Below are 16036 nucleotides of genomic sequence, written 5' to 3' on the forward strand. Positions count from 1 at the left end.
GGGGTCGTCCTCGGTGAGAGAGGCGAGGTCGGTGAAGGCGTTGGAAGTAACGTCGAGGAAGTCCTTGACCTGCTCGATCACTTCGCCGTCGGTGAGAGTCTGCTCAGCCTTCTTGCTGATCCGACCGCCGGCTTGAATCGGGCGATCACCAGCTCGCCCCGATCGGCCGGGAAGACTCGACCGTCAGCGGGCCCGCCTCCTCAGCTCCGAGCGGCGCGGCGGCCTCGTCCTCGTCGCCGAGGTAGCGGTTGATCGAGGCGACCAGGCGACGCAGGCCCTCGGCGTCGAGGCGGTCCTCGCGGCCGAATTTGACCAGCACCTCGGCCTGGGTGGTGCCGCCGCCGCGCCGGTTGTGGACGAGCCGGAGGTAGAGGCCGGGCGCCCCATTGGGGGGCCACGGAAACGGTAATGGGAGGCGCCGGGCCCGCGGTCGGCGCCGGTCAACCGCCGAACGTGCCCGGGACCGTCTGCTCGGCCCAGATGACCTTGCCGTTCTCGGTGTAGCGCGTGCCCCAGCGCTCGGAGCACTGGGCCACGAGGAAGAGGCCCCGTCCGCCCTCGTCCAAGGTGGCCGCATAACGCAGATGCGGCGAGGTGCTGCTGTGGTCGGAGACCTCGCAGATGAGCGTACGGCGGTCGTGGATCAGCCGCGTTTTGATGGGCCCAACGGCGTGTCTCATGGCGTTGGTGATCAGTTCGCTGACGATCAGCTCCGTGGTGTCGATGAGATCCTCCAGCTCCCACTGCGTGAGCCGGGCGCAGAGGGCGGCGCGTACGTCGTGAACGGCGGCGGGGTCAGACGCCACGTCCCACTCGGCGACCTGCCCGGCCCCCAGTACCTGCGTACGTGCGACGAGTAGCGCGATGTCGTCGCTCTGGGGCTCCGGGAGCAGGGCGTCGAGCACGGCGTCGCAGGTCTCCTCCGGCGACTGGTCCGCGTGCGCCAGCGTCTCGCGGAGCAGCCAGAGCCCGGCGTCTATGCCGTGGTCGCGGCGCTCGACGAGGCCGTCGGTGAACAGAACGAGCCTGCTGCCCTCGGGCAGCCGAAACTCGGCGGACTCGAAGGGCAGTCCGCCGATGCCGAGGGGAAGGCCGGAGGGTACGTCCAGGAACTGCACCGTCCCGTCGGGGTGGGCGAGCGCGGGCATCGGGTGGCCGGCCCTGGCGAAGGCACAGTTGCCGGACACGGAGTCGTAGACGGCGTACAGGCAGGTGGCCCCGGTGACGGTGGTCTGGTCGCCGGCCGCGATCGCGTCCTGGTCGATGAGGGTGACCAGTTCGTCCAGGTGCCTGAGAAGTTCGTCGGGCGCCACATCAAGAGTGGAGAAGTTGTGCACGGCGGTGCGCAGTTGCCCCATCGTGGCTGCGGCATTCACTCCGTGCCCGACGACGTCGCCGATGACCAGCGCGACCCTGGCGCCCGGCAGCGGGATGACGTCGAACCAGTCGCCGCTGGCTCCCTCCCGCGCCGGGAGGTAGCGGGAAGCGGCCTCGACGGCGTTCTGTTTGGGCAGCGCGCGGGGCAGCAGTCTCCGCTGCAGCGCCACGGCCATGCCGTGCTCGCGGGTGTAGCGGCGTGCGTTGTCGAGGGACACGGCGGCTCGGGCGGCCAGTTCGGCTGCGAGGGCGAGATCGTCGGGCTCGAAGGGCTCGGGCTTCTCGGAGCGGTAGAAGGTGACGACGCCCAGCAGCACGCCGCGGGCGGACAGCGGCGCCGTGATGAGCGAATGGATCCCGTAGTCGATGACGAGGGAGGCCCGCGCGGGATCCACCGCCTGCCATCCCGTTGAATCACCCAGACGTGGCACCATGGCCGCCTGCCCGCTCTCGAGGCTGCGGGCCGTTGGCGACGACGGCACGTAATCGATCAGGGCGCCGACGGCGAAGAGGGGAGCGTCGTCGCGGATACCGCTGAGGGCCACGCGCCGCATCCGCCTACTGCCGCTGGTGATGGTGCCGTTCATCCCCGGTTCGTCACCGTGCAGCACGGGCTCGACCAGGTCGACGCTGGCGTAGTCGGCAAAGCGCGGAACCGCGACCTGCGCCAGCTCTTCGGCTGTACGAGTCACATCGAGGGTGGTGCCGATGCCGCCTGTGGCGTCGTAGAGCAACTTCAGCCGCCGCTGGACCAGCTCGACCCTCTGCGACGCCTCGCCGAGCATTTCCATCACCACGTCGGTGCCGACCGCCTCCCCTCCGGCCACCGCGCTGACCGCAAGCCGCGCGGACGCCGCGCCTACCGAACCAGCGAGCTGGGATTCCGCGTGATGAACCAGCTCCGGGGGCGCTTTGGCCGCCGGTGAAGCGAGGCTCGCTTCAGCTTCAGGGTAGGAGCGCCACGCCCGCTGGGCGCCCTCCCGCCCGAGGAAGCGCTCCAGCAGGGTCTGCAGTTCGCCGACCGTGGCACGGACCTGCCAGCGCCGCTCCCAGACAGGCGCTGGGGAGATCTCGACGAACTGCACCGCCTGCGCCCACTCGGCTGCGGTCGGTCGGTCGGCGAGGGAGACTGCGACGTACCCGCCGACGTTCAGCAGTGTGCTCCAGAACATCGCATGGCTGATCGCGTCCATTCCCGCCAGGCCGAACAACTGCTGCGGCCGGAGCAGCTCGATGCCGAGCGGGCCCTCACGCACGAATGAGGCAGACAGCAACCCGGCTTCGGCGAAGCTCGGCAGCAGCAGGGTGTACGCCCATACGGCGAACCCCGCCACCAGACCAACCAGCACGCCCCGGCGGGTACCGCCCTTCCAGAACAGGCCGCCCAGGACGGCGGGCGTGAACTGCGCTACAGCCGCGAACGACACCAGGCCTATCTCCACCAACGACACGCCCTCGCCTGCGAGCCGGAAGTACGCGTACCCGAGCAGCAGGACCAGCACGATAGTCGCCCGGCGAATGCCCAGCACCAGCCCGGAGAGGTCGTCTCGGCGCGTCAGCCGGGACTTGCCGCGCAGCAGCAGCGGCATCACGAGCGAGTTCGACACCATGGTGCTGAGCGCGATCGTCTCGACGATGATCATGCCGGTGCCCGCGCTGAGGCCGCCGATGAAGACGAACAGCGTGAGTGCCTGCTGGCCGTCGGCCATCGGCAGGGTCAGCACATAGGTTTCGGCGTTGACGTCGCTGCCGAGCCGCAGAAGCCCACCAGCTGCGACCGGAAGCACGAAGAGGCTGATCGCGAACAGGTACAGCGGGAACAGCCACATCGCCCTTCTGAGGTGCCGCTCGTCGACGTTCTCGACAACGCTCATCTGCCACTGCCGGGGCAGAAGCACCATCGCCAGCATGGACAGCACCGTGAGCCAGACCCACGTGCCGTAGCCGGTGCCCTCTCGCAGTGTGAACAGCGTGGTCAGGCCGGCGTCCGCTGCCTGTGAGAACAGGTCGCCGAACCCCCCGAACATCCCGAAGGTCACGAAAATCCCGACCGAGAGGAACGCCACGAGCTTGACCACGGACTCGAACGCGATGGCGGCGACCATGCCCTCGTGGCGCTCGGTGGCATCCAGGTGACGGGTGCCGAAGAGGATGGTGAACACGGCGAGCACCAGCGCTGTGTACAACCCGGTGTCCTGAAGCGGGGAAACCTGGCCGAGCTCCGCGGTGGAGGGGATCTCGGGGTACCGCCGAATGACCTCGAGGCTGCCAGAGACCGCTTTGAGCTGCAGGGCGATGTAGGGAACAACGCCGACCACAGCGATGATCGTCACCAGACCACCCAACACGGCGCTCTTCCCGTAACGGGCAGAGACGAAGTCGGCCAGCGAGGTGATCCTGTGCCGGCGGCTGATCCGGATGATTTTGCGCAGCACTGGCCAGCCCAGCGCGAGCATGAGCGTCGGCCCCAGGTAGATCGGCAGGAAGCCGACTCCAGCCGTGGCGGCCCGGCCCACGTGGCCGTAGTACGTCCACGCGGTGGTGTATACCGCAAGGGACAGCGCGTAGATCGTGCCGTTGTTGATCAGGCTCCGACCTGCGTCTGCCCGTCGGTCACCGTAGAAGGCCACAGCGAACAGCACACCGAGGTACAAGACAGAGACGGCGACGATGACCCAGGTCTGGAGCACGCCACTACTCCGATCTGCCACCGATGACGGCGACCAGAGCGATCACGATCGCCCAGACGAGATAGAGGTAGGCCCCGAGAACTGGGATGCCGAAGACCTGGCTCACCTCGTCAAACCGGGCCAAGAACGGCGGAGTGATCAGCAAGAACCCCAAAGCCCCCACGGCCGCCAGGCGCTGGCGGGTGAGCTGCTCGTCGTCCCGCGGCTCCGCCATGGATCGCCTCCGCATCCCCTATGTCACGCCGTGTGACCAGCCAGCTTTCCATATCATACTAAATCGGCAGATCTCTACCACCATGACCAGCACGGCACCGAGACGCCCGCTACTTCGCCGAACCGCCACACCCACTACGCGCTGTCGTGGAACAACCAGCCGACCCTGGCACATGGGACTTCGCGTGGGCAGGCGAGTCCGCCCACGTAGGGCAGGTCCTGCACGTAGACCTCCACCGGCCCCGGACCTGTGGCGCAACCACTGCAGTGCGGTGTCCCCCCGGAGCATCGTCTCCGGGGGGACACCGGTCTCAGGAGGGGACGGAGCAGCAGCAGCTGCTCTGGGGGTGGGTCTCTCGGTGCAGTGTGCGCTGTTCCTGGTATTCGCGGCGGGTGGGTACCGGGGCCCGGGGGTGGTGGCGTCGGTGGCGCTCGCAGTAGCGGTGGTACTCCCCTTGGCCCGTCAGTTCCCGCAGGTACTAGCGCACGCCCGCCCCCAGCGGGCGGCGGCCCTCAAGCCCGCACCTCGGCCAGGGACTCCTCCCGCTGGGCGGGGACGTCGATGCGGGAGGCGACGTAGGGTGCCTCGGCCGTCGGCACCGGCTGCCCGGCACGGACGGCACGGACGCACACCACGGCGCAGTTGACCAGGACGGTGAGGACGAGCAGAAGAAAGATCGCCATGATCACGCCGTCGACGGTGTTGTTGAGGACGATGGTGTGCATGTCGTCCATGTTCGTGGCACCCGGCAGGAGCTCGCCGTTCTCGATGGCCGCCGCGTACTTGTCACGCAGGGCGAAGAAGCCGATCTTCGGGTCCACAGAGAAGATCTTCTGCCAGCCCGCGGTGAAGGTGACGGCGACGACCCAGACCAGCGGAATGCCGGTGACCCAGGCCCAGCGCAGCTTGCCGACCTTGATCAGCACGGTGGTCGTGACGGCCAGGGCGACCGCGCCCAGCAGCTGGTTGGCGACGCCGAACAGCGGGTACAGCTGCTTGATGCCTCCGAGGGGGTCGGTGACACCGGCGTAGAGGAAGTAGCCCCACGCACCCACGACCAGGGCGCTGGTGATCCAGATACCGGGCTTCCAGGTGACCCGGCCGATCGGCTTCCACACGTTGCCCAGCATGTCCTGGAGCATGAACCGGCCGACCCGGGTGCCGGCGTCCACCGTGGTGAGGATGAACAGCGCCTCGAACATGATCGCGAAGTGGTACCAGAAGGCCTTCATCGTGGCGCCGAACACTCCGGCGAAGATCTCCGACATGCCCACGGCCAGGGTGGGCGCGCCGCCGGAGCGGCCCACCAGGGTCTGCTCCTCGACGGCCTTGGCCGCCGCGGCCAGCTCCTCCGGGGTGATGCTGAAGCCGAGGTTCTTCACCGCCTCCGCGGCAGTGTCGACGGTCGGGCCGAGCAGGGCCATGGGGGAGTTCATCGCGTAGAACAGGCCCGGCTCCAGGACACAGGCGGCGATCAGGGCCATGATGGCGACGAAGGACTCCGTGAGCATGGAGCCGTAGCCGATCAGCCGGACCTGGGACTCCTTCTGGATCAGCTTCGGGGTGGTGCCGGCCGAGATCAGGGCGTGGAAGCCGGACAGGGCGCCGCAGGTGATGGTGATGAACAAGAACGGGAACATCGATCCGGCGAAGACAGGCCCTGCGCCGGTGGAGGCGAACTCGGTCATGCCGTCGGCCTTGAGGGTCGGGGCGGCGATCACGACGCCGACGGCCAACAGGGCGATGGTGCCGACCTTCATGAACGTCGACAGGTAGTCACGGGGGGCCAGCAGCATCCACACCGGCAGCACGGAGGCGACGAAGCCGTAGCCGACCAGGCAGAAGACCAGGGTGGTGGGGCTCCAGATGAAGTACTCGGCGAGCGAGGAGTCCTGGATCCAGCCGCCGCCGAGGATGGCGAGCATCAGCAGCGCAACGCCGATGACGCTGGTCTCCACCACCCGGCCGGGCCGCAGGTAGCGCATGTAGAAGCCCATGAACAGGGCGATGGGGATGGTCATGGCAACCGAGAAGGTGCCCCAGGCGGACTCGGCCAGCGCGTTGACGACGACCATCGCCAGCACCGCCAGCAGGATGATCATGATGGCGAACACGCCGATCAGCGCGGCGGCACCGCCCACCTTGCCGATCTCGTCCCGGGCCATCTGGCCCAGGCTCTTGCCGTCCCGGCGCATGGAGAGGAACAGCACGATCATGTCCTGCACCGCACCGCCGAGGATCACGCCCGCGATGATCCAGATGGTGCCCGGCAGATAGCCCATCTGTGCGGCCAGCACTGGGCCGACCAGCGGACCGGCGCCGGCGATGGCCGCGAAGTGGTGGCCGAACAGCACCCGCTTGTCGGTCGGGTGGTAGTCGACACCGTCCTCCAGCCGCTCGGCCGGAGTGGCGCGGGAGTCGTCGACCTCCAGGACACGCCGGGCGATGAACCGCGAATAGAAGCGGTAGCCGATCGCGTACGAGCCCAGAGCCGCCATCACAAGCCAGACGGCAGAGATCTCCTCGCCCCGCGACAGGGCGAGCACGGCCCATCCGATCCCACCGGCCACGGCGACCGCGCTCCACACGAGAATCGAGCGCAGGGACATACGAGACCGCGGCGGCGGCGGTCCTTCAGGGTTCAGCAGAGCGGATTCGGGCATGGCTGATGTAGGCATGGCGGCTCCTCACCGGGCGGGTGTGAATGTAAACGGGGTGGCACGGCGTCCGGGGAAAGCCCTGGACGAGGAACGGCGGCGCGGACATCACGGGCCGGTCCTGCCTCCTGCTCGGCGGAGACGCGGCAGGCGGGGCGAAGGCACAGCCCAGTTCTTGCACGAGTCGGCACGCGCGCAAGAGCAGCACGCCGACACGTGAGGGGTGTGCACCGGCGACACACGGAACCCGCAGCAGGCCGACTGCAGGTGCGAGGAGCAATGCGGCAGCCGTGACGCGCGTCACCCGGGGTGACCGGGGCGTGCCAGGGCGGCCTCTCCTCTCCGTTGGCTTTCTGTCTGTACAAGAGTTGCCCAGACAATCCACATGGTTGACACCCAATCAGAGGATCTCCATGCAGGTTCCCATTCCTCTGAGCGGCAGCCGACGCAACCGGTCGTGAAGCCGGACGATCGCGGCGAGCTCTCGCACCCGCCGGCCGCCGGGCACCGGCTGCGCATCCTCTTCGAGGCATGAGAACCCGGGCGTGGTGCGGGAGAGCGGCCGAAGGGCGGCTTGCCCTGGCGAGTGCCTGGGTGAGGGGTGCGCGCATGGTGGCGACGCCGACCAGAACGTACGGCTGGTGCTGTGTGGGACGTGGGACGTCTCCCAGTGCGGGCGCGGCTCGAAGGGCTTCAGCGCGTCCTCGATCGCCGTCCTGATCAGCCCGTACAACATCACACGCACCGCCGAAAAGGGAGACGGCGACTGGGAGATGGCCACCATGGCCACCACTCTCTCCTTCGGCCGCTGACTCCGTGCGTTGGGATGCGGGTCATCCGCAAGGAACAGCTCCAGCCCCGGCCCGCCGTACGGAACCTTCTCGATGCGCTTACCCGCCGGTTCCAGGCCGTGCCTCTTCGCGTAGTTGACGACGCGCCGCCACTCCGCGACCTAATCGTCATCGGGATCAGCAATCCGGACGCGCCCCTCGGCGACGAGCCGCTCGATCCTGGGACTTCCGACCCCATCAACCGGCACGAGCATGAAACAACCGAAAGATCATTCGCGCAGGTCAGCGGACACCGGGCGCCCATCACGGCAGGTCACCGCGCTTGCTGGTCTCTTCCGGGACATCTGAACCGGGGACGTCTCCGGGACTCTCGGCCGAGATCGGATTGCTCCCGGCCTGGGGCGCACCCCGAGTTCGTTACCGCAAGGAGGAGTTTTCCTGCACCCAGTGGAAGCCGCGGCCGAAGAGGGGGAACGTGTCGAGATCCAGTCGGTGCAGTCGCACGTGCAGCCGGCAGCCGTCGGCCTCGCCCTCCAGGGTCAACAGATCGTCCGCGGGGCGCTGCAGCGTCAAGGCCGCCTTCCACGTCGGGTCGGCCATCTTGAGCAAGGTGATCGAATGGCCGTTCATGTCGACCGCCGCGGCGCAGCCGTCGAGCGAGTCGTCCATGCGCTGGATGGTCACGGTGTCGGCGGAGTCGAAAACGACTCGCCGCCATCGTTGCCCGTCGGACGTCAGCGGCGGGCGTTGCTGACCGTCGACCGAGAACTCGTCCACGTTCCAGATGCCGTACAGCGCGGGCTTTTCCCGTCCGCCGCCGTACTTCTTCCAGAACGCCCGGTCGTTGTTGATCTGCGAACGGAGCAGCCACAGTCCCGCGACGATCTGCGCGGCCGCGGCGATCTCGTTCGCGCGGCGCGTGCGGAACAGTTCCGGTCGGGGCGACGGGTCAACCGCCCCGTCCGACAGGAAGGCTTTGGCGAGGCGCGCCGACTCCGGTGCCAGCAGCACAAGACTCAGCACGAGCAGATGAAACGAGTGGATCTTCACCGGGACGTCGAAGGTCATGTTCAGGATGAACACCTGAGTCAGTTCCATCGCGCACAGCAGCGCACCCAGTGGCGCCGTCCTCGGCAGGATCAGCAGCAGTCCGCCGACGATTTCCGCGCAGCCCAGCAGGATCTGGTACGGCTGCGAGGAACCCGTCTGCGACCAGAGCACAGTCATCGGGCTGAAATTCCCGAACGGCTCGATGAGCTTGGACAACGGCAGTTGAAACTGCAGCGGGATGGCCTTGGCGGCACCGTAGGAGAACATCTGCCCCGCAAGACAGAACCGGACCACCAGCCGGAACCACGCGTCCAGCGTCACGTAGTTCGTCCGGCGCCGGTCCAGCGCGGACCAGACCGGGGTGACCGCGGCGGCGCCCGTCAGCCAGCAGAACTGCCCCACCCACGCGTACAGGTCGTCGCCGCCGTCGAAGCGCTCGCCCAGTTTCTTGTCGAATACGTGCTCCGCCACCCAGTTCCGCACCGGACGTATCGACCAGATCTTCGACCAGGAGTCGGCCGACTCCTGCAGATGACCCAGTCCGCCACCCCGCAGAGCCAAGTAGATCTGGGGCGTCGTCAGGCAGTAGAGCCCGGCGTAGATGAAGCCGAACCGGAAGGCGACCCGGGTGACCTCATTCCAGTGCGGCGAGTTGGGCGGGTTGCCGGTCCGCAGGTTCGTTCGCCTGGTCGCCCGGTTGCCCGCTGAGGCTGCCAGGACCCGTAGCCATTTGCCTACTCGTACCTTCATGATCCATCACTTTCACAACGCCGTATTCGCGGTTCCGGAATCCGGTCGGTGGATTGCGGGTCAGGTGCGGCGGAATCGGCAGAGCCAGGCGGGCAGGTCGAGGGGTTCCGATGTGGTCGGGAGTATTCCGTGCATGGTGGTGTCGGTGACGGACTCGACCGTCCAGCCGTCGGCGAAGCCGTTGCGCAGGTGGTCGGCGGGCCGTTCCGGGCCGCTCGGCGCCGAGGCACTGTCGGGAAGTCTCTCCGGGATCTGCTCGATCGCTTCGGCGAGCCGCGCCTGCATCTCCGCGGCCCCGCGATCGCTGATCGAGAGCACATGCACGACCGCTCCCGGGCGGCAGACGCGGTGCAGTGCCGCCGCGTAGGTCCGCAGCCGGCCGGCGTCGAACGTGTGCGCAAGGCCGGAGTCGATCACGGTGTCGAAACGTCCGTCGTAGCCGGCGAGTTCGAGGGCGTTGGCGACCTCGAAGGTGGCGTCGAGTCCACGCTCCTCGGCCTTGTGCCGCGCGATGGAGATCGCCGTCGGCGCCAGGTCGAGTCCCGTCACCGCATAGCCCTTGCCTACCAGGTGGAGCGCGTCCTCGCCGGTTCCGCAGCCCGGATCGAGCACCGCGCCGCTGATGAGTCCCGCTTCCTCGGCTGCGACGTGGGCGGGCTGCGGCGCACCGATGTCCCATGGCGGGCGCTTGCCGAACGGGCTCTCGCCGCGATAGACGGCGTCGAAGACCTCGGTCAGCGCGTCGATTCCGTCGGGTTGGGAAGCGGGTTCAGTCATGCTTCCATGGTTGCGTCGTCCTCGGTTCCGCTTTCGATCTCTTGCCGACCTCTGTCACCTGGTTTCCAAGCCGCCGGGCCGCGCGACCGATCGGGCACGACGGAGGCAGGCGGTCACAACCGAACCCGGCGCAAGCCGAGCACGTGAACGTGCGGCCGGGTTCGGAGATCATCTCTCCCCCGGCCGCACTCTCGCGAGTCGGCGTGCGGTCAGCGCGAGCCGTACTTGCGCACCGTGAGCGGGGCGAAGACCACGATCAGGCCGATCGACCAGGCGACCGTCTGGAGTACGTAGCTGCCCGCCGGGCCGCCGCTGAACAGTGCGCGCAGTGCGTTCACGGCCGCGGTCATGGGACTGTGGGCGGCGTAGGCCTGCAGCCATCCCGGCATCGTCTCGGTCGGCACGAATGCCGAGGAGATCAGAGTGAAGGGGAAGATCCACACGCCGCCGGCGGCCTGGGCGGCCTCCGCACTGGGCACCGACAGACCGATGAACGCGCCGAGCCATGACACCGCGTAGCCGAACAGCAGCAACAGCAGCATGCCGGCCAGCGCAGGCAGGAATCCGTTGAGAAAACGGAAGCCGACGAGCATGCCGATGACCACGGTCACGGCCACGACGACGGCGTTGCGGAAGATCTCCGACACCGTGCGGCCGACGAGCACCGCGGAGCGGCTCATCGGCATCGAACGGAAGCGGTCCATCAGGCCTTCGTGCATTTCCGTGGCGACGCCGATGGTGGTGCCGGCGGCCGAACCGTAGAGCGCCATCTGGACGAAGATGCCGGGTAGCAGGAACTGGGAGTAACGTCCGCCCCCGATGTTGATCGCGCCGCCGAAGACGTACGTGAACAGCAGGATGAACATGGCCGGCTGGAGGAGCGAGAACATCACAAGCTCGGGGCTGCGCAGAATATGCCGGATGTTGCGCAGTGTCATTTCCCACACGTCGGACAACCACCATGTGACTCCGCTCTGCGGCTGGGTGTTCACCGTGCCGCTCTGCAACGTCAAGGCCGTGGACGTCATGACCGCTTGTTGTCCTTCCCGGTTTTCTGCTTGTCGGTCTTGTGCTCGGCGGAGCGACCGGTGACGGCGAGGAACACGTCGTCGAGTGTGGGGCGGCGGACCGCCACGTCAACGATCGCGACACCGGAGTCCTTGAGCAGATGCAGCAGGTCGGTCAGCGTGCTGCCGTCGGCCAGCGGCGCTTGGACCAGCATCCTCTCCGGGTCGGCGATCGGCTCGGTGCCCAGCCTCGTCCGCAGGAGTTTCGTGGTCTCCTCGATGGCGGCGCCGTCGATGAGTGTGATGCCGACCCAGTCCTGGCCCACCTGTGCCTTCAGCTCGTCGGGCGTGCCGCCGGCTATGACCTTGCCTTGGTCGATCACTGACAGCGAGTCAGCGAGCTGGTCCGCCTCCTCCAGGTACTGCGTCGTGAGCAGCACGGTCGTGCCCTCCGCGACCAGCTCGCGCACGATCTGCCACACCTCCATGCGGCTGCGCGGGTCCAGGCCGGTTGTCGGCTCGTCGAGGAAGATGAGTCTGGGCCGTGCCATGAGGCTCGCGGCGAGGTCGAGCCTGCGGCGCATCCCACCCGAGTAGGTCTTCGTGTGCCGGTCGGCCGCCCCGCCCAGATCGAAGCGCTCCAGCAGCTCGCTCGCCCGTGCCCTGCTGTCGGACCTGGACAGTCGGAACAGCCTGCCGATCATGTGCAGATTCTCGCGCCCGGTCAGCAACTGGTCGACCGCGGCGTACTGGCCGGTCAGTCCGATGATGGACCGCACTCGCCGCGGATCGCTGCGCACGTCGATGCCGAACACCTCGGCTGTCCCGTCGTCCGGCCTGATCAGGGTGCTCAGAAGGTGGACAGTGGTCGTCTTTCCCGCGCCGTTGGGACCGAGCAGCCCGTGCACCGTGCCCTCCGGCACGGTGAGCTCAAGGTGATCGAGTGCCGTCACCGAGCCAAAGCTCTTACATAATCCAGCCATTTTGATCGCTGCCGGCATCTGCCAGGTGTCCTCTCTGGATCTGAGCGTGGTGACGAACTCCAAACCCCCTGCCCTCAATGCTCAAGTGTATCCTTGCAACCCCAGTTGAGACTTTTGCGAAAGATTGCTGGGAACGGCCTGCCAAAGTTTCAAACCGTGATGCCACAGTTCGGTTCAGTGGCGGACGGCGCCCAGAATCGCCGAGGCGTGTATGGCGTCGGCGGCTGTGGCCCCCGCCGCGGCCGATGCGGTGAAGGACTGCTTCCATCGGGAGGCCAGGTCCCCGGCCGCGTACAGGCCCGGGACGTTTGTGCGTTGCGTGTCACTGACGCTGACGAAGCCCCCGTCGTCGACCGTCACGTTCAGCTCGTCGACCGCTCGGGCGACGACGGGTTGCTGCCGCTGCGGCGGCGTCCACACCAGCGTTTCCCGCTCCAGGGCGCGGCCGTCGTCGAACTCGACCGCGTACAGCGATCCGCCACGGTGATGCAGGCGGCGGATCGTGCCCGCGATGACGTCACCTCCCATGCCGCGCGCGGCTGTGCGAGCGCTGTCGATGCCCGGCATCGACTCCCCGCAGATGGCGACCGTGTCGGTGCTCCACGCACGGAATGCCACAGCGGACAGCGTGGCAAGTTCCGCGTTGTCCGTGACGACGGCCCAGCGCCGGTCGGCGTTCTCCTCGCCGAGGCAGAACGGGCAGTGGATCACGGTGTGGCCCCAGCAAGCCGAAAACCCGTCCACGTCTGTCGGGTAGACGTCGACGACACCGGTGGCGAGCAGGACGGTCGAAGCCTCGATGGTGCCGCCGTTGTCGAGACCGACACGAAATCGGCCGCCGTCCGTGGTGCGCACGCTTTCGGCATCGGCTTCCAGAAGGTCCACGGTCGTGTACCGGGAGAGTTCCTTCCAGGCGCGCGAGCGGATGTCGGCGGGAGCGACGCCGTCCATCCCGACATGCCCGTGGACGCCTCCCGACGCGCTGTTCCGCGGCGCGTGGCGACTGTCCACGACGACCACCCGGTGGCGGTACCTGGCCAGGAAGAGTGCCGCCGTCAGACCGGCCGGGCCGGCCCCGACGATGACGGTTTCGGTGTCGGGTTTCGAAGACATGGATCGGTACCCTCCGTCAGGCGATGTCAGCGAGATCCTGGTCGCGGCCCCGGTGCGGAACCGGCCGGAGTGAAAGAACTCGGCCAGACAGGCGCCCAAAGACGGCGCATCAGGGGCACCGCAGCCGGGCCGCGAACAGTGGTACTCCTCCTGTGAGCCGACCGTGGCCGAGGTGATCCGGCCCAGCGCGACGGCATCCCCGGGGCCGTTCGCCCCGGGGATGCCTCGCCTCAGCCGCCGACGTAGTCCGCGAGGTGCTCGCCGGTGAGGGTGGAGCGGGCGGCGACGAGCTCGGCGGGAGTGCCCTCGAAGACGATCCGGCCGCCGTCGTGGCCCGCGCCGGGGCCGAGGTCGATGATCCAGTCGGCGTGCGCCATGACCGCCTGGTGGTGCTCGACGACGACGACCGACCTGCCGGCGTCCACCAGCCGGTCGAGCAGGCCGAGCAGTTGCTCGACGTCGGCGAGGTGCAGGCCGCTGGTCGGCTCGTCGAGGATGTACACGCTGCCGGTCCCGGCCATGTGGGTGGCCAGCTTGAGGCGTTGCCGCTCGCCGCCGGACAGGGTGGTGAGCGGCTGGCCGAGGCTGAGGTAGCCCAACCCGACATCGGCGAGCCGGCCGAGGACGGCGTGTGCGGCCGGGGTGCGCGCCTCACCGCCGCGGAAGAACTCCTCGGCCTCGATCACCGACATCGCGAACACCTCGCTGATGTCGCGGCCGCCGAGGCGGTACTTGAGCACCGACGCCTGGAACCGCTTCCCCTCGCACTCCTCGCAGGGGGTGGCGACGCCGGCCATGATCGCCAGGTCGGTGTAGATGACGCCGGCGCCCTTGCAGTTCGGGCAGGCGCCCTCGGAGTTGGCGCTGAACAGCGCCGGCTTCACGCCGTTGGCCTTGGCGAACGCCTTGCGGATCGGGTCGAGCATTCCGGTGTACGTCGCCGGGTTGCTGCGTCGGGAACCCTTGATGGCTCCCTGGTCCACCGTCACCACGCCGTCCCGTCCGGCCACCGAGCCGTGGATCAGGGAACTCTTGCCGGAGCCGGCGACCCCGGTGACCACGGTGAGCACGCCGAGCGGGATGTCCACGTCGACGTCGCGCAGGTTGTGGGTGTCCGCGCCGCGCACCTCCAGCACGCCGGACGGCTTGCGCACCGACGGCTTCACCGAGGCCCGGTCGTCCAGGTGCCGTCCGGTGATCGTGCCACTGGCCCGCAGCCCCTCCACCGTGCCCTCGAAGACCACCTCGCCGCCGGCCACACCGGCCATCGGCCCGATGTCGACGACGTGGTCGGCGAACAGGATCGTCTCCGGCTTGTGCTCCACCACCAGAACGGTGTTGCCCTTGTCGCGCAGCTGGAGCAGCAGGTCGTTCATGCGCTGAATGTCGTGCGGATGCAGGCCGACCGTGGGCTCGTCGAAGACGTAGGTGACGTCGGTGAGCGCGGAACCGAGATGGCGAACCATCTTGACGCGCTGCGCCTCACCGCCCGAGAGCGTGCCCGACGACCGGTCGAGCGAGAGATAGCCCAGCCCGATCGAGACGAACGAGTCGAGGACCTCGCCGAGCACCGTCAGCAGCGTCGCGACCGACGGCTCGTCGAGGCCGCGGACCCATGCGGCCAGGTCGCTGATCTGCATCGCGCAGGCGTCGGCGATGTTGATCCCGTCGATCTTCGATGACCGGGTCAGCGCGGTGAGCCGGGTACCGTCGCACCCTGGACAGACGGAGAACGTCACCGCGCGGTCCACGAAGGCACGGATGTGCGGCTGCAGCGCATCCTTGTCCTTGGACAGGAACGACTTCTGGACCCGCGCGAGCAGACCCTCGTAGGTGGTGTTGATCCCCTTCACCTTGACCTTGACCGGGTCCCGGTGCAGGAAGTCGTGGAGCTCTGCGGAGGTGTAGTCGCGGATCGGCTTGTGCGGGTCGAGGAAACCGGACTCGGTGAACGACTGCACCACCCAGCCGTCCGCCTTCCAGCCCGGGATGGTGATCGCGCCGTCGGCGAGCGACCTGGAGTCGTCGTAGAGCTGGGTGGGATCGATGTCGGAGACGCTGCCCATGCCCTCGCAGCGCAGACACATGCCGCCGACGACGCTGAAGCCCTTCTCGATCTTCTTCCCGTTCACCACCAGCGTGCCCGACGCGTCGGCAGAGGCGACGTTGAAGGCGAACGCCTTCTGCGAGCCGATGTACGGCTTGGCGAGCCGGCTGAACAGGATGCGCAGCAACGCGCCCGCGTCGGTGGCGGTGCCGACCGTGGAGCGAGGACTGCTGCCCATCGGCTGCTGGTCGACGATGATCGCGGTGGTCAGTCCGTCGAGGAAGTCGACCTCGGGCCGCCCCAGTGTCGGCATGAAGCCCTGTACGAAGGCGCTGTAGGTCTCGTTGATCAGCCGCTGCGACTCCGCGGCGATCGTGTCGAACACCAGAGAACTCTTGCCCGAGCCGGAGACACCGGTGAACACCGTCAGCCGGCGCTTGGGGATCTCGACGTTGACGTTCTTGAGGTTGTTCTCACGCGCACCGTGCACGCGGATCAGATCGTGGCTGTCGGCGACATGCAACGCATGCGGCTGTGTGTCCGTCCTCGTGCCGACGGTCATCGTGTCCCTCCCAGGTGT

General features: G+C 67.9%; 10 protein-coding genes and 2 pseudogenes. 1 reads left to right on the top strand and 11 read right to left on the bottom strand.

Features of this window, described 5'->3' with window-relative positions; all coding sequences use genetic code 11:
- Positions 1 to 148 precede the first annotated feature (148 nt).
- From ACZ562_RS25275 to ACZ562_RS25295, 5 genes and pseudogenes are all read right to left on the bottom strand, one after another.
- Positions 149 to 361 (bottom strand): annotated as a pseudogene (locus ACZ562_RS25275) (IS1634 family transposase); the annotation flags it as partial.
- Positions 362 to 440: 79 nt separating this feature from the next.
- Positions 441 to 2147 (bottom strand): annotated as a pseudogene (locus tag ACZ562_RS25280) (ATP-binding SpoIIE family protein phosphatase); the annotation flags it as partial.
- A gap of 1924 nt (positions 2148 to 4071) precedes the next feature.
- Positions 4072 to 4281, bottom strand: a complete 210-nt coding sequence (locus ACZ562_RS25285; protein WP_471183217.1) for a hypothetical protein — start codon at positions 4279 to 4281, stop codon at positions 4072 to 4074.
- A 310-nt stretch (positions 4282 to 4591) separates the two neighbouring features.
- Complete coding sequence (locus ACZ562_RS25290; RefSeq protein WP_471183396.1) at positions 4592 to 4756, bottom strand: YbdD/YjiX family protein; 165 nt, start codon at positions 4754 to 4756, stop codon at positions 4592 to 4594.
- 37 nt (positions 4757 to 4793) lie between these two features.
- Positions 4794 to 6959, bottom strand: coding sequence for a carbon starvation CstA family protein (locus ACZ562_RS25295; protein ID WP_471183219.1), 2166 nt, complete (start codon positions 6957 to 6959; stop codon positions 4794 to 4796).
- A 620-nt stretch (positions 6960 to 7579) separates the two neighbouring features.
- Between ACZ562_RS25295 and ACZ562_RS25300 the strand changes: the two genes are divergently transcribed.
- Positions 7580 to 7750, top strand: coding sequence for a hypothetical protein (locus tag ACZ562_RS25300; protein ID WP_471183220.1), 171 nt, complete (start codon positions 7580 to 7582; stop codon positions 7748 to 7750).
- A gap of 396 nt (positions 7751 to 8146) precedes the next feature.
- On the opposite strand, the gene ACZ562_RS25305 is transcribed toward ACZ562_RS25300, so the two are convergent.
- The 6 genes from ACZ562_RS25305 to ACZ562_RS25330 form a co-directional block, all read right to left on the bottom strand.
- Positions 8147 to 9250, bottom strand: coding sequence for a hypothetical protein (locus ACZ562_RS25305; RefSeq protein WP_471183222.1), 1104 nt, complete (start codon positions 9248 to 9250; stop codon positions 8147 to 8149).
- Positions 9251 to 9589: 339 nt separating this feature from the next.
- Positions 9590 to 10306 (bottom strand): class I SAM-dependent methyltransferase, encoded by a 717-nt coding sequence (locus ACZ562_RS25310; RefSeq protein WP_471183224.1) that lies wholly within the window; start codon positions 10304 to 10306, stop codon positions 9590 to 9592.
- A 209-nt stretch (positions 10307 to 10515) separates the two neighbouring features.
- Complete coding sequence (locus ACZ562_RS25315) at positions 10516 to 11334, bottom strand: ABC transporter permease (RefSeq protein WP_471183226.1); 819 nt, start codon at positions 11332 to 11334, stop codon at positions 10516 to 10518.
- Positions 11331 to 12314, bottom strand: coding sequence for an ATP-binding cassette domain-containing protein (locus ACZ562_RS25320; protein WP_471183399.1), 984 nt, complete (start codon positions 12312 to 12314; stop codon positions 11331 to 11333). Before ACZ562_RS25320 ends, ACZ562_RS25315 begins: the two co-directional genes overlap by 4 nt.
- A 156-nt stretch (positions 12315 to 12470) precedes the next feature.
- Complete coding sequence (locus ACZ562_RS25325; protein WP_471183228.1) at positions 12471 to 13409, bottom strand: NAD(P)/FAD-dependent oxidoreductase; 939 nt, start codon at positions 13407 to 13409, stop codon at positions 12471 to 12473.
- A gap of 230 nt (positions 13410 to 13639) precedes the next feature.
- A complete protein-coding gene (locus ACZ562_RS25330) occupies positions 13640 to 16018 on the bottom strand; it encodes an ATP-binding cassette domain-containing protein (protein WP_471183401.1) in 2379 nt (792 codons plus the stop codon).
- Positions 16019 to 16036: the final 18 nt, after the last annotated feature.

The organism is Streptomyces sp. NPDC040410 (assembly GCF_055595715.1).